Genomic DNA, 19,246 nt, shown 5'->3' on the forward strand with positions numbered 1-19,246 from the left:
GCGGGAAAAGAATACCTGTTAACTGACCGTAAACTAATCGGTGTGTCCTTTAAGGATCCTGCGGGCCCGGGAGAAGACCTTGATGGCGCAGTATTCCCCGCACATGGTGCAGGCCTTACTCTTTGAGGCCCCACCCTCCATCCTATAACGACGGGCCTTCTCCGGATCAAGGGATAGCCTGATTTGAGCCTCCCAATCCAGTGCAGCTCGAGCTCTGGCCATCGCAAGATCTTTTTCCCAAGACCCGGGAATTCCCTTAACCAGATCCGCCACATGGGCCGCGATCTTCGAAGCAATAACCCCTTCCCGCACATCCTCCACCGTCGGCAGACGCAGATGCTCAGCCGGCGTCACATAACAGAGGAAATCAGCCCCCGCAGCCGCCGCAAGCGCCCCTCCGATAGCCCCTACAATATGATCATAACCCGGAGCAATGTCCGTGGGAAGCGGTCCCAATACATAAAAGGGAGCACCGTGACAGAGCCGCTTTTCGATCTTGACATTGGCCTCGATCTGATCAAGCGGCACATGTCCAGGCCCCTCAATCATTACCTGCACCCCCGCCTCCCACGCCCTCTGGGTGAGCTCCCCGAGAACAATGAGTTCCTGAATCTGAGGACCATCCGTGGCATCCGCCAGGCAACCCGGGCGGATTCCATCCCCCAGAGAGAGCGTAACCTCATACTCCCGCGCAATCTCAAGCAGCCTGTCGAAGTACTCGTAAAGAGGATTCTCCCGGCGATTATAGATCATCCATTCCACAATAAACGAACCCCCACGGGAAACCACCCCCAGGATTCTTTCCTTCCTTTCCAGACGTTCGAGTACGGCCCGTGTGATTCCGCAGTGAACGGTCATAAAATCCACACCATCCTCAGCGTGCCGGCGAATGGCCTCAAAAATTTCGTCCACAGTCATTTCCACAATGGACTTATGCTTGACCTCCACCGCCTCCACTGCGGCCTGATAAATGGGAACCGTGCCCAGGGGGACCGGACAGTGTTCCCGTATAAGCCGCCGGACCTCATCTATAGGCCCTCCGGTAGAAAGATCCATTACCGTATCGGCTCCGGCAGAAAGGGCCACACGAAGCTTCTCAAGCTCCTTTTCCGGATCCGGAGCGTCACGAGAGGTGCCCAGGTTGGCGTTTATCTTGGTGCGCAGCCCCTCACCTATGGCACAGGGCTTCGCAAGCCTCACCTTCCGATTCCAGGGCACTACCACCCGCCCCGAAGCCACCCCCCGGGCTAGCTCCTCCGGCCCCACTCCCTCCTCCTCCGCCACGCGACGAATCTCCTCAGGAATCTCTCCCCGTTCCACCCTATCCTTCAGTGTCATCATAGTCCAACCTCGTTACTTTTTTCACGAAATACCCCTTCCATTCGTCTTAACTTTAAATAATTTTCGAAGGCTTCGCAAGGAGAACACACGAAAATTGACTGCCTTAATCCGTTAAAAAACCCATCCCTTCCTCTTTAAGAAAATTTTGTGAAAAAGATAACTAGTCAGAGCCGGGTACTTCCAGGACAATGGTGTCGCGGCCATCCACCTCTTTAAGGAGCACGTTTACATGCTCCTCCGGCCGGGTGGGAATATGAAATCCCACATAATTAGGCTGAATAGGGAGCTCCCGGTGCCCCCGATCCACGAGTACGGCTAGCTCCACCCTCCTGGGACGACCGAAATCCATGAGAGCGTCCAGAGCCGCCCGCACAGTACGCCCGGTATAAATTACATCATCTACCAGAATAACATTGAGATCATCCAGGGAGCCCGGAATCTCCGTGGCCTTGACCTCTGGATGGAAGGAAATTCGGCTCCAATCGTCTCGATAAAGACTTATATCCAGCGTCCCCACCGGAACCTGAAACCCCTCCTTTTCCTGAATCATCCTTTGAATTCGACGGGCCAGCGGCACCCCCCCGGTCCGTATCCCGATCAGAATAAGATCGCTGGCTCCACCGTACCGTTCCAGAATCTCATGGGTGAGGCGCCAAAGCGTACGTTCAATCTCCCTTTCTTCAGCCAGAACTAACTTCTTCATAATTTTCTAGTAAAAACCTTAGACCAAACTTATGCAAGAGGGGACAAGCAGATTTTGAAAACTGTGATTAGAACTCTTTCACCGAACTCTCCAGAAGGCTGCCGAGCAAACGATCCAGGATGATACTGGCCGCCGAACGCACGGAAAGGTGGTTGTAGTCGCCGAAGAGGCTTCCTATGGGTTCCAGAAAGTGATCGGCCCTTTCCAGCACCTCCGGGGCGAGCCCCCAGGCCGTTCCCAGAAGGAGAAGCACCGGGCGTCCCGAGCGCACCAGCTCCGCAGCCTCCCCGCAGGAGAGCGTTGAGCGCACGGGACGGGCATCCGTGGCGAGAAGCACCGGACGCTCTCCCTCATCCCCCTCGATCTCCTCGATCACCTCCTCAAGGCCCTTCCGCACCCGCACCAGTTTCAGGGCCTCCACCCGGTCGGGATTATGCCTGGCCCCGGGGCCGGAGAGCCAGAAGCGGAGAAGTTCCTCCACGATGTTCCTCTGATCGGAAAGGGGCTGCACCAGATAGTAAGCCCGGACCCCATAGGTGCGGGCCACGCGAGCGATGTCGTGAAGATCCAGATTGGTAAAGGAGGAAGCGATTCTGCGCCCCTCCTTGTTCACCACCGGATAATGCACCAGGGCCAGGTAAAGGCGGACCCGCTCCCTTTTTAGGGAACGAAGAAGCTCCCGGTCTTCCGGGCCAAGGCGGGCCTTTCCCAGAAGTTCCGGGCGGCGCTCTAGGGTCACCTCCAGGGCCTTCCGGCGCCGCCACCTTTCCACCTCCGCGTGATTTCCGGAAAGAAGGACCTCGGGCACCCTGAGCCCCCTGAACTCCCGCGGCCGGGTGTACTGGGGATACTTGAGAAGCCCCTCGGCAAAGGAGTCCCGGGCCACGGAGTCCTCACAACCCACCACCCCGGGTACCAGCCGGGCCACGGTTTCGAGGACCACCAGGGCCGCGGCCTCCCCCCCGAAGAGCACATAATCTCCTATGGAGATTTCGTCGTCCACGAAGTGTTCCCGAATGCGTTCGTCTATCCCCTCGTAGCGGCCACAGAGGAGGACCAAGCGCTCGCAGGAGGCCAGTTCCCGGGCCACCTCGTGGGTGAGGCGGCGCCCCTGGGGCGAAAGATAAACCACATGGGGCGGAGGGGGCTCTTTGCGCAGGGCCTCAAGAGCACGATAGAGGGGTTCGGGCTTGAAGAGCATGCCCTCGCCGCCGCCGAAGGGCTTGTCGTCCACGGTGCGGTGTTTGTCCGTGGCGAAGTCCCTCAGGTTGTAGAGACGGACCTTAATGAGCCCCCTTTCGATGGCCTTACCGAGGAGGCCCACTTTGAGGGGAGACTCGAAATACTCCGGAAAGATGGTGACGATGTCGAAGGTCATCTTTACCAAAGCCTTACCAGGCTTACCCCATAGGGTTCGAACTTTCGATCAGCCGTGATAAGTATCAAATTCTCTGCCAGAGCCTGAGCTATAAGCATCCGATCAAAGGGATCTTTATGATACCAGGGCAATTTTTCAAGATATTCCGCATGACGGAAAAAGACTGGAAGTTCAAGGAACCCCTCTTCTTCAAGAATTTCAGCCAGTTCTGTCGGGGCTTTCAGCTTGCCCAAAGCTTTTTTTATGGCTATCTCCCAGGCACTGGCGGCACTTACATAAATGGCTTTATCCGGATCGGCAATGATATCCCTGGCCACCTTTCCGAGACGGGGGTCGTCCGAAAGCCACCATAGAAAGACCTGAGTATCAAGAAGATAACCCTTCATCCCGATCTTCAAACATCTTTGTGATTCCTTCAGAGGAATCATCGAAGTCCGGAGCGATCTCGATTTGTCCTTTTAAACGCCCGGGGACCCTCCGGCGGTCTTTCCTGTAAGGTACAAGTTTAGCTACCGGTTTCCCGGCTCTAGCAATAATAACCTCCTCCCCCTTTAAAACCAGCTCTACCAGACGAGAAAGCTGACTTTTAGCCTCGTGCATGTTAACCTGCATAACCCCCCACCTTAAATCGTAAATTCCCCCAGAATTTTAATTAGCTAAACTTAGTCTAGTCTAAAAGAACTTGAAAAGCAAGTCTCAGAGCTGGCTTTCAATAAGACCGGGAGTTGGATTAACGAGGATGTAACCCTCGGAAAGATTGATCTCAAGCACTATTCCCTCCACCATGGGAAGGTAAAAGGTTTTCCGGTTCTCGGTTTCGACCTCCAAGAGATCGTAAGGGCCCACCGGCATAACCCCTTTCACCCGTCCGAGCCTCTCCCCCTTTTCGTCCTTGACCAGAAGGCCCTCTAGCTGGAAATAGTAATACTCTCCTTCCTCCGGCTCGGGGAAGTCCGCGAGTTCGGCGTAAAGGACTCGCCCTCGCAATTCTTCAGCCGCCTCGAGGTCTTCGACGCCTTCAAAGCGGAATAGAAGATCCCGACCTCCGGGAGCCTCACGAACACCTGTGGGGCGAAGACTTTCTGCGGACTCCTCCCGACCGAGATAGAAGACAGGAATATCTTTCAATAAACTTCGATCGGAGAGGAAGGATTGAACGCGAAGTTCCCCTTTTAGACCATGGGGGCGGGTGATCCGGCCCACCGACACCCGCCCCTCTCTTTTGCGACTATTCAATAATTTCCAGAACCGCCCTCTTGCGCAATTTGGTGGAAGCCGCGGAGAGAATGGTCCGCATGGCCCGGGCCGTGCGACCCTGTTTCCCGATGACCTTACCCAGATCCTCCTTGGCCACGCGGAGCTCTATAACCGAAGTCTGCTCACCCTCTATCTCGTTCACCTGCACCGCCTCCGGATTGTCCACCAAAGCCTTGGCCATCTGCTCCACCAGTTCTTTGAGCTTACCCATCTTCTACCTCCTCTCCCTCGGGAGTTTTTACCTCGTTCGAACTAGGCCGCCTTGGGCATGCCAATCTGCTTGAGGATACCGGTCCGTTTAAGGAGGGCCCGAACCGTTTCCGTGGGTTCGGCCCCCCGCTCGAGCCACTTCTTCACCTTTTCCGGGTCAACCTTAAACTCAAAGGGTTCCTTCAGGGGATCGTAATAACCCAGGATCTCCAGAAACTTACCGTCCCGCGGCGCCGAAGCCTCGGCCGCCACCACCCGGTAAAAAGGACGATTGCGCCGCCCCATGCGCATGAGCCTGATCCTTACCGCCACCTTCCTTCACCTCCTTGAGAAATCTCGCTTCCACAAATTTAAACCCTTTTGAGGAAAGATCAAGCGATTTTTTAAAATGCGCGCAAAAGCCGTTGAGCTAGACGCTCAAGCCCCCGGGGCCCCCGGGCCTTGCGCAGAAGCTTGCGCATCTCCTCGTAACTCTTGAGGAGCCGATTCACATCCTGCACCGTGGTCCCCGAACCCCGGGCAATGCGTCTCTTGCGGCTGGCGTTTATGATGCGGGGATTGAGCCGTTCCTGGCGAGTCATGGAATTGATGATGGCCTCCATCTTGACCAGCTCTTTTTCGTCGAAGGGCATTTCCTTGATCTTCTTCCCGATTCCGGGAAGCATCCCGAAGACCTCCTGCAGGGATCCCAGCCTGCGCACCTGGCGTATCTGCTCCCGGAGATCCTCCAGAGTAAACTCCCGACGCCGGAGTTTCTCCTGAAGCTCGCGGGTTTTCTTGAGATCAAAGGCCTCCTGGGCCTTTTCGATGAGGGTGAGGACATCCCCCATGCCCAGGATCCGGGAGGCCAGCCGGTCGGGATAAAAGATCTCCAGGGCCTCGAGCTTCTCGCCGGTGCCCAGGAACTTGATGGGGCAACCCGTGACCTCCCGGATGGAAAGGGCCGCTCCCCCGCGGGCGTCTCCCTCCACCTTGGTGAGGATCACCCCGGTGATCCCTACCTTTTCCTGGAAACTTCTGGCGATGTTTACCGCGTCCTGACCGGTCATGGCGTCGGCCACCAGAAGGACCTCCCGGGGCTGGACGGCCTCCTTTATGGCCGCGGCCTCGGCCATCATGGCCTCGTCCACATGGAGACGCCCGGCGGTGTCGATGATCACCACATCGCGCCCCCGGGCCTTGGCCTCCGCCAGGGCCTTCCGGGCGATCTCCACCGGTTTTTCCGCCGGATCGGTGTCGTAATAGGGTACCCCAACGCTTTCGGCCAGGGTCTTGAGCTGGTCGATGGCCGCCGGTCGATATACATCCGCCGGTACCAGATAGGGTTGATGCCCCTTCTTGCGCAGGAAGAGGGCCAGCTTGGCCGCGGTGGTGGTCTTACCCGAACCCTGGAGCCCCACCAGGAGTACAGGCACCGGCCTGGGTCCCCCCAGATCCAGCGGAACCGGGGTCTCCCCCAGGGTGCGGATGAGTTCCTCGTGGACGATTTTTACCAGCTGTTGCGCCGGCGTGAGACTCTCCAGGACCTCCGCCCCCAGGGCTCGCTCCCGCACCCGCTCGATGAAGTTCTTGACCACCCGGTAGTTGACATCCGCCTCGAGCAGGGCCAGCCTCACCTCGCGAAGGCCCCGCTCCACATCCTCTCTGGTGAGCTTGCCCTTGCCCCGGAGCTTCTGAAAAACCCCTTCCAGGCGATCGGATAAATTGTCGAACATGTCTCCATGATAATGGCCCCCCGAAACCTGTCAAGCAAAACCAAAAATAGGATCGGATCCTATTTTCAAGCAACATTAACCTGTGTTTTCGTTAAAAATGTTTGGAATAAGGCTTTTCTACCCCCTGAGGCGGCAAGGTGAAAAACAGGATCGGATCCTATTTTCTAGGGGAGGGTGAAGGTTTTGAAGGTGAGGTAAAGAAGGTACAGGGCCAGGAAGAAGACGCCTTCCCGCCGTCGGATGGTGCCCCGCAGGGAGATCAGAAAGAGCACCACCGAGAGCACCGTCACCATCAGGAGGTCGGAGAATCCCTGGCGAGGCACCGGGACCGGCCGGATACTGGCCGTAATGCCCAGGATGAAAAGAAGGTTAAAGATGTTGGAGCCCACGATGTTTCCGATGAGGAGATCCGTTTCCCCCCGGCGAACCGCCACTAGGGAGGTGGCAATCTCGGGAAGGCTGGTTCCCAGGGCGATAAGGGTAAATCCGATGAAGGACTTGGGGAGTCCCAGGGCGAAGGCCAGCCTTACGGCGTAGCGCACGGTTATCTCCGCTCCGCCCACCAGTCCCCCCACGCCCGCTCCGAAGAGGAGAAGGGCCAGAGGAACGGAAAGGGCCCCGCCGGGGACCTCCTCGGCGGAGGCGAGGACCTCGGTTCTATTCCGCAACACCTCGAACAGGTTGTAGTAGATGAAGACCCCGAAGAAGAGGAGGAGCAGGACCCCCTCCGTACGGCCGTAAAGAGGTGGAGAGCCGGAGAGATAGGGATCCAAGGCGGCCACGAAGGCCGCGGCGGTGGCGAGCAGCATCATAGGAATCTCCCGGTCCACCACCACACTCCGGATGGAGAGGGGACGGAGGCAGGCGGCCAGTCCTATCCCCAGCCCGATGTTGGCCAGGTTGGAGCCCACGATGTTTCCGAAGGAGATCTCTCCGGCCCGGAGGGCCGCGGCCACATTCACGGCCAGCTCCGGAGCGCTGGTCCCGAAGGCCACCACGGTGAGCCCGATCACCGTGGGGGAGATCCCGAGCCTTCGGGAGAGACCGGCCGCCCCGCGCACCATCCCCTCTCCACCGGCCACCAACACCGCAAGCCCCACCAGGGTAAAGAAAAGATCTAGCACCACGGACATGCTCTCCATTATAATGGTAAAGATGAGGCTTCCCAAAACGGAACTTCCGCTCAAACGCCCGGCCCTGGTGGTGCTTTCCTATCGCTACCTGCTCCGGGACGAATCCGGCCGGCTGCTGGAAACCCCGGAGGAGATGTTCTGGAGGGTGGCCCGTGCCGTGGCCGAGGCCGAAGCCCTCTTCGGGGAAGACCCCGAGTACTGGGCCGAGCGGTTTTATCGCCTCCTGGCCTCGCTGGAGTTTCTCCCCAACTCTCCCACCCTCATGAACGCCGGTCTCCCTCTGGGGCAGCTTTCGGCCTGTTTCGTGCTTCCGGTAGAGGATTCGCTGGAGGGCATCTTCGAGACCCTCAAGGCCGCGGCCCTCATCCACAAGTCCGGAGGGGGCACGGGTTTCTCCTTTTCCCGTCTGAGGCCCAGGGGGGACCCCGTACGAAGCACCCAGGGGGTGGCCAGCGGCCCGGTCTCCTTCATGCGGGTGTTCGACGCCGCCACCGAGGCCATCAAACAGGGGGGCAAGCGCCGGGGGGCCAACATGGGCATCCTTCGGGTGGACCACCCCGACATAGAGGAGTTCATCCGGGTAAAGTCCGATCCCGAAGAGCTGACCAACTTCAATCTCTCGGTGGCCGTAACCGACGCCTTCATGGAGGCTGTGAGAAGGGACGATCTCTTCCCTCTGATCAATCCCCGCACCGGAAGGGAGGTGCGCCGGGTAAAGGCCCGCAGGATCTTTGATCTCCTGGTGGAAAACGCCTGGCGCACCGGAGACCCGGGCGTCATCTTCATCGACACCATCAACCGGGCCAATCCTACCCCTCTCCTCGGCGAGATCGAAAGCACCAATCCCTGCGTCCCGGAAGACACCTGGGTAATGACCGCCGAGGGGCCCCGTCAGGTAAAGGATCTCCTGCACCGACCCTTTTGGGCCCGACTGAACGGAACCGATCACTTATCACCGGAGGGATTTTTTTCTACCGGCAAGAGACCCGTCCTGGAAATACGCACCAAAGAAGGCTTTCATTTAAGAGTTACGGAAAACCATCTCCTTTTACGGGTCTCCCGCCTCACGAGATACTCCATCCAAACCGAATGGGTACCGGCTCGGGACCTTCGTCCCGGAGATCGTCTTTTGGTAAACGCCCATCTTGAAAAGGCTTCCTGGCCGGGATTCGGAAGTTTTGAGGAGGGATACCTCTTAGGGCTACTCCTTGGAGACGGGACTTTTAAAAAGGATAAAGCGGTACTTTCCGTCTGGGCTAACGGTGCCAACGGAATACGGGGAATCTTAAACGAGGCCCTGAAAGCCATCCAGACCCTTCCACACCGAAAGGATTTCCGTGGCTGGCAATTTCTCGCGGAAAGAAAAGAATACCGACTGGCAAGCGCCGCTCTGAGGGATCTGGCCTATTCTTTGGGACTTAAGCCCGGTTACAAAAAAATTACTCCCTTTATGGAGAAAGCGTCCAGCGAGTTCTATCGAGGACTTTTGCGCGGCCTATTTGATGCTAATGGTTCCGTGCAAGGCCATCAAAAAAAGGGCGTAAGCATAAGACTAGCCCAATCCGATCTGGGATTACTTCAGGTCGTGCAACGGATGCTCCTTCGTCTGGGCATCTTTTCGAAGATTTATACTTATCGCCGAAAAGAAGGTCATCGGTTTTTGCCAGACGGCAAGGGAGGAAAGGCCCTCTATTTCACCAGGGCCAATCATGAACTGGTTATCTCCGGAGAGAACTTGAAACGCTTCGAAGAAATTATCGGTTTTACCCACCAGGGTAAGGCCCGGTGCTTGCAAGAGCTTCTGGTCCGATACCAGCGTGCCCTCAATCGGGAACGCTTCCTGGTAGAAGTAACGGAAATTGTACCCGCCGGGGAAGAAGAGGTTTTCGACTGTCGGGTGCCGGGGGTCAACGCCTTTGATGCCAACGGATTCATAGCCCACAACTGCGGGGAGCAACCCCTTCTTCCCTACGAGTCCTGCAACCTGGGCTCCATCAACCTTTCCCGTTTCGTGAAAAAGGGTCGGGTGGATTACGACCGACTCCGGGAGACCGTGCACCTGGCCGTGCGCTTCCTGGACGATGTCATCGAGGTCAACCGGTTCCCGCTGCCCCAGATCGCCCGCATGACCCGCATCACCCGGAAGATCGGTCTCGGGGTGATGGGGTTCGCCGATCTTCTAATCCGGCTCGGAATCCCTTACGACTCCGAGGAGGCCGTGCGCCTGGCCTCGGAAATCATGGCCTTCATAGAACGGGAATCTCTGGCGGAAAGCGCCCGTCTCGGAGAGAAGCGGGGAAGTTTTCCGGCCTTTCCCGGAAGTATGTGGGAAAGACGGGGATTCCCTCACCTGCGCAACGCCACCACCACCACCATCGCCCCCACCGGCACCATTTCCCTCATCGCCGGAACCTCCTCGGGGATCGAACCCCTCTTCGCCCTGGCCTATCGGCGTCGGGCCCTGGGCGGGGTGGAGTGGGTGGAAGTCCACGAGGAATTCCTGCGCGTGCTCGAAAAAGAAGGGCTCGCCTCTGAAAGGCTCCTCGCGCGGGTGATCGAAACCGGGAACCTTTCCGGAATCCCGGATCTGCCCGAAAGACTGCGTCGACTCTTCGTTACGGCCTTCGAGATATCTCCGGAAAGACACTTGGCCATCCAGGCCGCCTTTCAGCGCCACACGCACAACGCCGTCTCCAAGACCATCAACCTCCCGGAATCCGCGGGAAAGGAGGAGGTGGCCCGGATTTATCTCAAGGCCTACGAGATGGGCCTCAAGGGGGTGACGGTTTACCGTTACGGCTCCCGTCCGGAGCAGGTTCTGGAGGTCCCCGGTCGGGAGGCCTGCCCGGATTGCGGGAAACGACTGGATCCCCGGGAACACTGTTTCTTCTGTGCCGGGTGCGGCTACTCGGCCTGCGGTTGAGCCGGCCGCAGGTGCACGCAATCTCCCCAGAGTATCTCCTGTCTCCCCTCCGCGGTCTCCACAATCAAACCCCCCCGCTCGCTCACCTCCCGGGCCACCCCCACCACCTCCCCCTCCGGAAGGATCACCCGCACCCGCTTCCCCAGGGTCTCGGCGAAGGTCTTCCACAGGGAAACCATCCTTTCCGGGGGCAGGTAAAGGTAGGTCTCGAGGCGGGGAAGGAGAACCGATAGCAGTTCCTCCCGGGGTACGGTTCGTCCAAGGATCTCGCGGAGGGCCACCGCCTGCGGTTGGTGCGCGGAGACGGGGAGGTTCAGGTTGAGCCCCAGGCCCACCAGGACATATTCCGGCCGGTTGCCCCGGAAGGAGGCCTCAAGGAGGATCCCCCCCAGTTTGCGCCCGGCAAAGAGGATGTCGTTGGGCCACTTGACGGTGACCGGAATCCCGTATTCTTCCCTCAGGATTTCGGCCACCGCCGCGGCCGCGCCCAGGGAAAGCACCGGGAGGACCTCTCCTGGAAGGGAGGGACGCACCACCAGCGTGAGGTAAAGTCCGCCCTCGGGAGAGAGCCAGCTTCGTCCCCGGCGTCCTCGGCCGCGGGTCTGCCGGTCCGCCACCACCGCTCCGGTAAAACCATCCCCGGCCAGACGCCGGGCCTCGTCCATGGTGCTCGAAAGCTCGCGATAGTACCTGACTTCGGGGATCTTCATGGCCTCGGTGTTCGGCAAGGTTGGCAAAGCGCTCCGATCGTGTTTAAGTTTAAAGTCTAAGGGGAAGGAAGGAAAGGGTGCGCCCATGAGAGGATGGAAGAGGTTTTTCAGGAAAAACTGGTGCTGGCTCTGTGGAGGGGCCCTGGCCCTGCTGGCGTATTACGCCGTGGGGCACCTTACCGAAAGGATCAGGGTGGAGCCGGAACGGATGAGTCCACTTTCTATCGAGGAGGTCCGGCTTCTCAAGGCCTATCACGGAGCCAGGGTGGTGCGGGAGAAAAACGGACGCTGGTACTTCCTCGGCCCTCACGGACGGCGCTGGTATCCGCTCACCACGCAGGCCGCCTGCCGGGACCTGAAGCTGGCCTGCACCGAAACCGCCTCTAAATGAAACCCTCCCGGATCGGCATCATCGGTGGCCTTGGCAGGATGGGGGCCTGGTTCGGTCGGGTCTTTTCCGAGGCCGGCTACCCCGTGCTCGTCTCGGACCTTTCCACCGAACTCTCCAATCAGGACCTCGCCCGGCTCTGCGAGGTGATCATCGTCTCGGTGCCCATGCGAGTCTTCCCGGAGGTGATCCGGGAAATCGGCCCCCTTCTTCCGGAGACGGCGGGCCTCATCGACCTCTGTTCCTTAAAGGCCCGGGAGGTGGCCCTCATGCTGGAGCACTCCCGGTGCGAGGTGGTGGGGGCCCATCCCCTTTTCGGACCCTACGAAAAGGGACTTTCCGGACAGACCGTGGCCCTGTGTCCGGCCCGGGGGCGGAGGTGGTACGGATGGTTCAGGGACTTCCTGGAAGACCGCGGTGCCCGCACCGTCACGGTGTCCCCGGAGGAACACGATCGGATTATGAGTCTGGTCCAGGTGCTCAATCACTTCTGGCTCATGGTCCTGGGGGAGGTGCTGGCCGGAAGCGGTCTCGACCTGGAAAGGGTGGCGGCGCTCTCCACCCCCAGTTTCCGGAAACAACTGGAGATCTTCTCCCGCCTGGCCCCTCAGGATCCCGAGCTTTACACCGCCATCCAGTTCGACAATCCCCGGGGAGAGGAAATACGGGAACTCTTCTGGCGCCACGCCCGCAAGCTCTCCGAGCTCATCTCCCGGGGAGACCGGGAAAGTTACCTCCGGGAATTTCGGCGCATGAAAGACCTAGCCCGAAAGATAGGGACCCTTCTCCGGGGCCCCTCTTCTCACCAGAAAGAGGACCGCACCGACCAGAACCATCAGTAGACAGAAAAATTGTCCCCGGGTCATCCAACCGAAGAAGAGTCCCACCCCGGGATCCGGCTCCCTGAAGAACTCCAGAAAGAAGCGGATGACCCCGTAAAGGACCAGGAACAGGGCCAGTTTCAACCCCGGAGCCCAGTCCTTCCGGCGCACCGACCAGAGGATCAAAAAGAGGAGAAGCCCCTCCCCCAGGGCCTCGTAGAGCTGAGAGGGATGTCTGGGCACGGGGCCTCCGGCCGGAAAGACCATGGCCCAGGGCACATGGGTGGGGCGTCCGTAAAGTTCTCCGTTTATGAAATTTCCCAGGCGGCCGAGGCCGAGCCCTATGGGCGCGGTAACCACTAGAAGATCCGCCCACCAGAAGAAGTTGAGCCGCCTGCGGCGGGCGTAGATCCAGCCCGCCACCACCGCCCCGATAAGCCCTCCGTGAAAGGACATCCCCCCGTGCCACACCGCCAGGATCTCAAGGGGCCTCTTCAGGTAGTAACCCGGATAGTAGAAAAAGACATGCCCCAGCCGGGCTCCCACTATCAATCCCACTCCCCCCCAGAAGAGCACATCCTCCAGCACCTTGACCAGTTCCGGATGGCCTCTCTCCCGGAGCTGCTTCCGGGCCAGATAGTAGGCGGCGAGAAAACCCAGAAGGTACATGAGGCCGTACCAGCGCACGGCCACCGGCCCGATGCGCACGATCTCCGGATTGATCTGGGGATAGGGAAGCATGGTTCCATTATACTCAAAAGTTCTTATCTTTAAACGCGGAGAAAAAACTCCAGGGGGGTGAAGGATGCCGCTGATCATCGTGGGAGCGGAGGAGGTAAGGGAACGGGATGTGGACGCCCGGGCGCTGAGGGTATTTCTCAAGGCCCTGGAGATACTGGGAGGTCCGCGGAAGCTCATCGAGATGCGCAACCTCACCTGGGTGACCAGCCTCATGGAGGCCGCTTACGCCGTCGTGCTCGCGGAGGAGGGCTTCAAGACCGAAGACGACATTGCGGCTTTCCTGGGGCTCACCCGCCAGACGGTGCGCAACATCCTCCGGGCCGACCCGGAGCTCGTCATGATGAAACTGGAGGGGGAACTGCGGGAAAAGACCCCCAAGGCCCATACGGCCGGGGGGTTGGCCAAGCTGGCCTATCGTGAGATCAAGGAGGGGCGGGACGCCCTGCTCTTTTTTTCCAGCGTGATCGAGGAGGGAGCGCGCATCCTGGGCGTGGGCTGGCCGGCGGAGGTGCTGGCCCGCATAAAGGGGCTTCGTTTTCCCGCCTCCGGAACCGAGGTGGCCGAGAGACTGCGCGGCCTCCAGGTGAGGGGCAGGGACCTCGGTGAGATCGCCTCGGCCCGGGACAGCTACGCCCATCCCCGGGAACTGCTCCACCACCTGGCCGAGGCGATCAGGGATTGAGCTTTCGGGCCAGCTCCTTCAACCTGAAGTAGCGGAGATACTTCTGGGCCTCCGAGGGAGTAAGCCCCTCACATTCCACCATAAAGAGGGCCGGCGCGGATGCGTTCTCCCGGGAAAGGAGGATAACCAGAGTACCTCCCTTTTCCTTTTTCCGGGTGATCCTCTTGGCCGGGAACCCTTCCACCTTGAGGCTTTCCATTCGCTCCTCGGGTGTGTCGTAGCTCACCTGCATGGTCAGCGGAAACCACATCCCCTGAACCATACCGCCCACCGCAATGCGCACCGTGAGTCTCCTGGCTTCCGCGGTATAGGTTCTCTCCGCGGTGGTCATCTCCCCGGCCGGGGTGGTCACGGTCATCCCGGTGGGCTCTCCGGCTTTGAACCCCGGCAGATTCGGCAGGTAGGAATAGAGCTCCGTGTAATTCAATCCCAGGGCCGGCCCCACCCACAGCCCGACAAGAATCGCCGCCAGGGCGAGTTTTCTCATCTTTTACCTCTCACGATACTTGATGTTTTCCTTTTCGCTCATCTGGCGCAGCCGGGCCAGGGCCTTCTTTTCGATCTGCCGGATCCGCTCCCGCGAGACCCCGAAGCGCTTGCCGATCTCTTCCAGGGTGTACTCCCCCTCCTCCCCTATACCGAAGCGCAACCGAATGATCTTTTCCTCCCGCGGGGAGAGGGTGGAAAGCAGGCTCCGGATCTTTTCGGAAAGGTCCTTGTCCTTGACCTCCTCGTAGGGGGAGGGGCTATCCTTGTTTTCGATGAAGTCCCCCAGGGTGCTGTCCTCGTCGCCGATGGGAAGCTCCAAGGAGACCGGCTCCCGGGAGGCCTCGAAGATGGCCAGGATCTTCTCCCGGGGAAGACCGGTGCGCTCGGAAAGCTCCGCCGGGGTGGGCTCCCGGCCGAGCTCCTTGACCAGCTCGTAAAAGGCCTTGAAGAACTGACTGCGCAGCTCCAGAAAGTGCACCGGCAGCCGGATGGTCCGCGTCTTGTCCAGAATGGCCCGGGTGATGGCCTGACGGATCCACCAGGAGGCGTAGGTGCTGAACTTGTTGCCCTTGCGGTAGTCGAACCGAAAGACCGCCCGCATCAGCCCCAGGTTGCCCTCCTGGATGAGGTCGGCGAGCGGCAGGCCCTGTCCGATGTAGCGCTTGGCGATGGAGACCACCAGGCGCAGGTTGGCCTTGACCATCTCGTCCTTGGCTTTCTCGATCTCCGCGGCCTTCTCCTGCACCAGCCTGCGGAGCTCCTGAATCTCGTTTTTTTCGGGATACGCCCGGGCGATCTCTTCGGCCTTCTTCACCAGGAAGTTGAGAAGACTCTTCTTGGGCTTGAGACCGGGATCCCGCTTGCGCCAGAGGGCGATCTCCGCCTTCATGGCCAGGATCTCCGGAAGATCCTCCGGATAGTTCTCGAAGGCCTCCACGATGGCGTAAAAACCCTCCCGAATGATCTTGGAAAGCTCCGCCTCCCGCTCCGGGGTAAGGAGGGGGTACTTACCCATCTCCTTGAGGTAGAGACTGGTAACCTCCTCGGACTCCGTGGTCTCGGTCTCCTCCGAGGGCTCGAGTTCGCTCTCCGAAAGGGTGGAAAGCTCCTGAATCTTCTTCTGGGCCTCCTTTTCTACCCACTCCTCCTTCTCGTAGATCTGCTTCTCGTCCAGGATCTCTATGTTGTTTCTGGAAAGAAAGTCGAAAATTTCTTCTATCTTTTCCGGATCGTCGTAATTCTCCGGAAGGATCTCGTTGAGGGCCTCGTAGGTGATGGCCCCCTCCTTCCCCATCTCAAGAAGCTTCTTCTCGAGTTCCTTTTTGGCGCTCATGACCCTCACCCACCTTCTTCATCGAGGAGTATGAACTTTTGGTTTATACCAAAAAGAACCGATCTTGACAAGTTCTTTCAATAAGGTAAACACTGAACCGTAAAAAGTCAAAAATGTCCCCTGAAAGACTGACCAAGCTATTGCGCTACATCCTGGCCTATCGGCCCGACGAGTTCGGCCTCATACCAGACGAAGAGGGTTTTGTAAAGATCAAGGAGCTTCACCTGGCCGTTTCCGAGACCGAGGGGTTCCGGGGGGTCCGCCGCAGGGAGCTCGAGACGGTGCTTGAGGTCTTCGCCCGGGACCTTTTTGAGTTTCGAAGGGAGAAAGGGCGGGTGAGGGCCAGGGAGGTCTTCTACGGCCCGCCGGAGTACGCGGAGGATCCTCCTTCCCTCCTTTTTCTTCCGGTAAAACCCCGGGCCTGGATCCATGTCTCCTGGAGGGGATGGACCCAACCCCGTCCCGCCCTTCTTTCGCCGGATCGGGACCTGGCCGAGCGGCTGGCCCGACGCCGGGGGGCCCTCCTGGTGGAGGTGGACGCCGCGAGGGCCCGGTCCGAGGGGGCCGTGTTTCTGCGCTTTCTGGAAAAACTCTACCTCTCTTCCTGGCTCCCCGCCGGGTCCCTCCGGGGGCCCCGGGTGGACGAAAGATTCCGCGCCCGCTACGCCCCCAAACCCAAAGAGGAAACCACCCCGGAACCCGAACCCGTCATCCCCTTCCACCCCGAAACCGAACTCCCCGAAGTTCCCTACCGCAAAATCACCCGGGGAAAAAAGAAACGCATCCCCTGGAAAGAAGGGCGAAAGAAGGAGAAAAAAAGAGGTTGGTAAAGATCGCGACCCGATAAGGGGCTTGTCAAAGTCGGAGGGGTGGTATAGGGTGAAGGGAAGGAGTGGGGCCATGAGGAGGATGTTAGGGCTTATATTGACGATCCTTTTAGGGGGCTGGGGTTTTGCTCCGGCCCGGGCGGAGCGGCTCACCCTCAAGCGGGCCTACGAGCTGGCTCTGGTGCACAACCCCCTTCTCAAGGCGGCCCGTTCGGAGGTGGCCGCGGCCAGAAGCGGGGTGAGCGAGGCGCGGGGGGCCTTTCTCCCCCGGGTGGACCTGCGCCTGGTCTACGCCCGCACGGACAGCCCCGTGCAGGTCTTCAGCTACAAGCTCGCCCAGGAGAACTTCAAGGCCGAGGACTTTTATCTGGATCGTCTGAACCATCCCGTGGACTACACCAACTGGCAGACGCAGGTGGTGGTTACCCAGCCCATCTTCAATCAGGGACGGGAGATCATCGGGTATCGCCGGGCCAGGATCGCGCTTTCTCAGGCGGAGAACTATCTGCGGGCGGTGAGGCAGCGGGTGCTTTTCGAGACGGAACGGGCCTACCTCCGGGTGCTCCTGGCCCGGGAGCGGGTGGGGGTCATGAAGGAGGCCGTGCGCACGGCCCGGGAGAACCTACGGGTGGTAGAGAGGCGTTACCGGGAGGGGCGCGCCCTCAAGTCGGATCTCCTTGAGGCCCAGGTCTTCCTCTCCCGGCAGGAAAAGGATCTGGCCGCGGCCAGGCATCGTCTGGAGGTGGCCCTTTCGGGGCTCTCCCTGGTTCTGGGAGAGCCGCTTGAGCGTCGTTTCGAGCCCGTGCCGGTGGAGGGGGTGCCCGGTCCGCCGGGGGACTTCGATAAGTGGCGCTGTGCGGCGCTCAGGATGCGTCCGGATCTCAAGGTGGAGGAACAACGGGTGAGACTGGCCCGGCTTGCGGTCAAGGAGGCCCGGTTTCGGTTCCTCCCCTCCCTTAATCTTAAGGGCATCTACGAAAAGAACGCCGAGGACCCTCTTAGCGGAGGGGCCGACGGCGACGCCTACACCATCATGGCCGAGGTCAACCTGAACCTCTTCAGGGGTTTTAGCGACCGGGCCCGTCTTTCCAGGGCCGAGGCGGAGTGGCTTGCGGCCCGGGAGCGACTGCGCCAGTATCGGAGGGAGGTGGAACATCAGGTTCGGGAGGCCTACAGTCGGTACCTCACTGCCCTCAAGGAATACGAGGTCACCCGACGGGCGGTGGCCCAGGCCGAGGAGGGCCTGCGCATCATCCGCCAGAGGTACGAGGCCGGGCTGGCCCTTCTGGTGGAGCTTCAGGATGCGGAGACCGCCCTCAAACGGGCCCGGCTCATGCGGCTTGAGGCCCTCTACGGATTGCGACTGGCCGAAAGCGGCCTTCGATTCGCCGCGGGTCTCATGGACACCAAGAGGATAGACGCCACGGAGGCCTGTCATGAGAAACCCTAGATGGCTGGTTCTGGCCCTGCTCTTTCTGGGGCTTCTGGCCTGCAAGAAGGAGGAGGGGGCTTCCCGTTTGCCGGAAGGGCGCACCTTTTCGGCAAGGATTTACACGGCCGTGCCGCGGAAGGCCGTTCTTTACCGGGAGTTTCCCGGAACGGTGGAGTCCCGTCAGCGGGCCCGCCTTTCCTCCAAAGTGGCCGGTTTCGTGCGGGAGATCCCGGTCCGGGAGGGGGACCGGGTGGCCCGGGGGGCCCTCCTGGTGCGCCTTGACGATCGGGACATAAGGGCCAGGATGCGGGCTCTTTCGGAAAGCACCGAGGCCCTGCGCAGGGAGCTCGCCGCCCTTTCGGCCCGTCTGCGTTTTGCCAGGGCGGAATATGAGCGTTATCGCCGGCTCTTTAAAAATCAGGCGGCCACCGCCGAGGAATTCGAGGCCAAAAGGGCCGAATACGAAGCCCTTTCGGCGCAACGCTCCGCCATCGAGTCCCGCATCCGGGAGGTGGAGGCCCGGCTGAACGAGGTGCGGACGCTCCTTTCTTACACCGAGATCCGGGCTCCCTTCTCCGGCCGGGTGGTCCGCAAGCTGGTGGATGCGGGCACCTATGTGATGCCTGGACAGGCCCTGGTGGTGATGGAGAGTGAGGAGGCCGGCCGGCGGGTGGTGTGTCACCCCGGTGAGGAACTCTACGGAAGAATAAGGCCCGGCACCCGGGTCTTTGCCCGCATCCCCTCGGCGCAAAAGTCCCTGGCCCTTTCCGTGTCCGAGGTGGTCCCCGAGGTGGATCCATCCACCCGAACCTTCACCGTAAAGATGGATCTCCCCCGGCGAACTCACCTCCCCAGCGGCACCTACGCCCGGGTCTTTCTGCCGGCTGGGGAGAGAACCCTCCTTGCGGTGCCCGCGGCGTCGGTGGTGGACCGGGGCGGTTTCAGGGCGGTTTTCGTGGTGGAGGAAGACAGAAGGGTTCAGCTTCGGGTGGTGCGCGTGGGGAAGAGGTACTTTCTCTCGGGGGGAGAGATCCTTCCGGTGTGCCTAGCCGAAAGGTGTGAAGAACTGCTGGAGGTGCTTTCCGGCCTGGCTCCCGGGGAGAAGGTGGTGCTGAATCCCCCTTCGGGCCTGCGCAGCGGCGACCGCGTGCGGGAGGAATAAC

At 60.1% G+C, this 19,246-nt stretch carries 21 protein-coding genes; 7 read left to right on the top strand and 14 right to left on the bottom strand.

What is annotated here, in order from left to right:
* Window positions 1–33: 33 nt before the first annotated feature.
* The 10 genes from thiC to K3767_RS02010 form a co-directional block, all read right to left on the bottom strand.
* Window positions 34–1,338 carry a phosphomethylpyrimidine synthase ThiC gene (thiC, locus tag K3767_RS01965; protein WP_221172371.1) on the bottom strand — a complete coding sequence of 435 codons (1,305 nt, stop codon included), beginning with the start codon at window positions 1,336–1,338 and terminating at the stop codon, window positions 34–36.
* Between the two features lie 163 nt (window positions 1,339–1,501).
* On the bottom strand, window positions 1,502–2,044 hold the full coding sequence (pyrR, locus tag K3767_RS01970) for a bifunctional pyr operon transcriptional regulator/uracil phosphoribosyltransferase PyrR (RefSeq protein ID WP_304941219.1): 543 nt from the start codon (window positions 2,042–2,044) through the stop codon (window positions 1,502–1,504).
* A gap of 67 nt (window positions 2,045–2,111) precedes the next feature.
* The gene (gene trmD, locus K3767_RS12015; RefSeq protein WP_255592129.1) at window positions 2,112–3,422 is read right to left on the bottom strand and encodes a tRNA (guanosine(37)-N1)-methyltransferase TrmD; all 1,311 of its coding nucleotides are present in this window, start codon (window positions 3,420–3,422) and stop codon (window positions 2,112–2,114) included.
* Window positions 3,423–3,424: 2 nt separating this feature from the next.
* A complete protein-coding gene (locus K3767_RS01980) occupies window positions 3,425–3,808 on the bottom strand; it encodes a type II toxin-antitoxin system VapC family toxin (protein WP_221171893.1) in 384 nt (127 codons plus the stop codon).
* Window positions 3,789–4,034 (bottom strand): type II toxin-antitoxin system Phd/YefM family antitoxin, encoded by a 246-nt coding sequence (locus K3767_RS01985; protein WP_221171894.1) that lies wholly within the window; start codon window positions 4,032–4,034, stop codon window positions 3,789–3,791. Before K3767_RS01985 ends, K3767_RS01980 begins: the two co-directional genes overlap by 20 nt.
* A gap of 84 nt (window positions 4,035–4,118) precedes the next feature.
* On the bottom strand, window positions 4,119–4,631 hold the full coding sequence (rimM, locus tag K3767_RS01990; protein ID WP_221171895.1) for a ribosome maturation factor RimM: 513 nt from the start codon (window positions 4,629–4,631) through the stop codon (window positions 4,119–4,121).
* Between the two features lie 19 nt (window positions 4,632–4,650).
* Window positions 4,651–4,890, bottom strand: a complete 240-nt coding sequence (locus K3767_RS01995; protein WP_221171896.1) for a KH domain-containing protein — start codon at window positions 4,888–4,890, stop codon at window positions 4,651–4,653.
* A 41-nt stretch (window positions 4,891–4,931) separates the two neighbouring features.
* Window positions 4,932–5,201 carry a 30S ribosomal protein S16 gene (gene rpsP, locus K3767_RS02000; RefSeq protein WP_221171897.1) on the bottom strand — a complete coding sequence of 90 codons (270 nt, stop codon included), beginning with the start codon at window positions 5,199–5,201 and terminating at the stop codon, window positions 4,932–4,934.
* A gap of 71 nt (window positions 5,202–5,272) precedes the next feature.
* Window positions 5,273–6,604 (bottom strand): signal recognition particle protein, encoded by a 1,332-nt coding sequence (ffh, locus tag K3767_RS02005; protein ID WP_221171898.1) that lies wholly within the window; start codon window positions 6,602–6,604, stop codon window positions 5,273–5,275.
* Window positions 6,605–6,768: 164 nt separating this feature from the next.
* Complete coding sequence (locus tag K3767_RS02010; protein WP_221171899.1) at window positions 6,769–7,737, bottom strand: calcium/sodium antiporter; 969 nt, start codon at window positions 7,735–7,737, stop codon at window positions 6,769–6,771.
* A gap of 22 nt (window positions 7,738–7,759) precedes the next feature.
* Between K3767_RS02010 and K3767_RS02015 the strand changes: the two genes are divergently transcribed.
* Window positions 7,760–10,660, top strand: a complete 2,901-nt coding sequence (locus K3767_RS02015) for a ribonucleotide reductase N-terminal alpha domain-containing protein (RefSeq protein ID WP_221171900.1) — start codon at window positions 7,760–7,762, stop codon at window positions 10,658–10,660.
* On the opposite strand, the gene K3767_RS02020 is transcribed toward K3767_RS02015, so the two are convergent.
* Window positions 10,642–11,388: a biotin--[acetyl-CoA-carboxylase] ligase gene (locus K3767_RS02020; protein ID WP_221171901.1), complete on the bottom strand. Its 747-nt coding sequence runs from the start codon at window positions 11,386–11,388 to the stop codon at window positions 10,642–10,644. The two genes, K3767_RS02015 and K3767_RS02020, sit on opposite strands and share 19 nt — an antisense overlap.
* A 67-nt stretch (window positions 11,389–11,455) precedes the next feature.
* On the opposite strand from K3767_RS02020, the gene K3767_RS02025 reads away from it, so the two are divergent.
* A complete protein-coding gene (locus K3767_RS02025; protein WP_221171902.1) occupies window positions 11,456–11,761 on the top strand; it encodes a hypothetical protein in 306 nt (101 codons plus the stop codon).
* Complete coding sequence (locus tag K3767_RS02030; RefSeq protein WP_221171903.1) at window positions 11,758–12,600, top strand: prephenate dehydrogenase/arogenate dehydrogenase family protein; 843 nt, start codon at window positions 11,758–11,760, stop codon at window positions 12,598–12,600. The genes K3767_RS02025 and K3767_RS02030 overlap by 4 nt, the downstream gene beginning before the upstream one ends.
* Here the strand turns inward: K3767_RS02030 and lgt are convergent.
* Window positions 12,520–13,320, bottom strand: a complete 801-nt coding sequence (gene lgt / locus K3767_RS02035; RefSeq protein ID WP_221171904.1) for a prolipoprotein diacylglyceryl transferase — start codon at window positions 13,318–13,320, stop codon at window positions 12,520–12,522. The two genes, K3767_RS02030 and lgt, sit on opposite strands and share 81 nt — an antisense overlap.
* Before the next feature lie 64 nt (window positions 13,321–13,384).
* Between lgt and K3767_RS02040 the strand changes: the two genes are divergently transcribed.
* Window positions 13,385–14,002 (top strand): bacterio-opsin activator, encoded by a 618-nt coding sequence (locus K3767_RS02040; protein WP_221171905.1) that lies wholly within the window; start codon window positions 13,385–13,387, stop codon window positions 14,000–14,002.
* Here the strand turns inward: K3767_RS02040 and K3767_RS02045 are convergent.
* Complete coding sequence (locus K3767_RS02045; RefSeq protein WP_221171906.1) at window positions 13,992–14,489, bottom strand: hypothetical protein; 498 nt, start codon at window positions 14,487–14,489, stop codon at window positions 13,992–13,994. The two genes, K3767_RS02040 and K3767_RS02045, sit on opposite strands and share 11 nt — an antisense overlap.
* A gap of 3 nt (window positions 14,490–14,492) precedes the next feature.
* Window positions 14,493–15,824: a sigma-70 family RNA polymerase sigma factor gene (locus K3767_RS02050; protein WP_221171907.1), complete on the bottom strand. Its 1,332-nt coding sequence runs from the start codon at window positions 15,822–15,824 to the stop codon at window positions 14,493–14,495.
* Window positions 15,825–15,937: 113 nt separating this feature from the next.
* Between K3767_RS02050 and K3767_RS02055 the strand changes: the two genes are divergently transcribed.
* The 3 genes from K3767_RS02055 (at window position 15,938) to K3767_RS02065 (ending at window position 19,245) form a co-directional block, all read left to right on the top strand.
* The gene (locus K3767_RS02055; protein ID WP_221171908.1) at window positions 15,938–16,654 is read left to right on the top strand and encodes a hypothetical protein; all 717 of its coding nucleotides are present in this window, start codon (window positions 15,938–15,940) and stop codon (window positions 16,652–16,654) included.
* 70 nt (window positions 16,655–16,724) lie between these two features.
* Complete coding sequence (locus K3767_RS02060) at window positions 16,725–18,101, top strand: TolC family protein (protein ID WP_221171909.1); 1,377 nt, start codon at window positions 16,725–16,727, stop codon at window positions 18,099–18,101.
* Entirely contained in the window at window positions 18,088–19,245 is a 1,158-nt protein-coding gene (locus K3767_RS02065) for an efflux RND transporter periplasmic adaptor subunit (RefSeq protein WP_221171910.1), read from the top strand. Before K3767_RS02060 ends, K3767_RS02065 begins: the two co-directional genes overlap by 14 nt.
* Window position 19,246 lies beyond the last annotated feature (1 nt).

This window comes from Thermosulfurimonas sp. F29, from assembly GCF_019688735.1.
Classification (GTDB): domain Bacteria; phylum Desulfobacterota; class Thermodesulfobacteria; order Thermodesulfobacteriales; family Thermodesulfobacteriaceae; genus Thermosulfurimonas_A.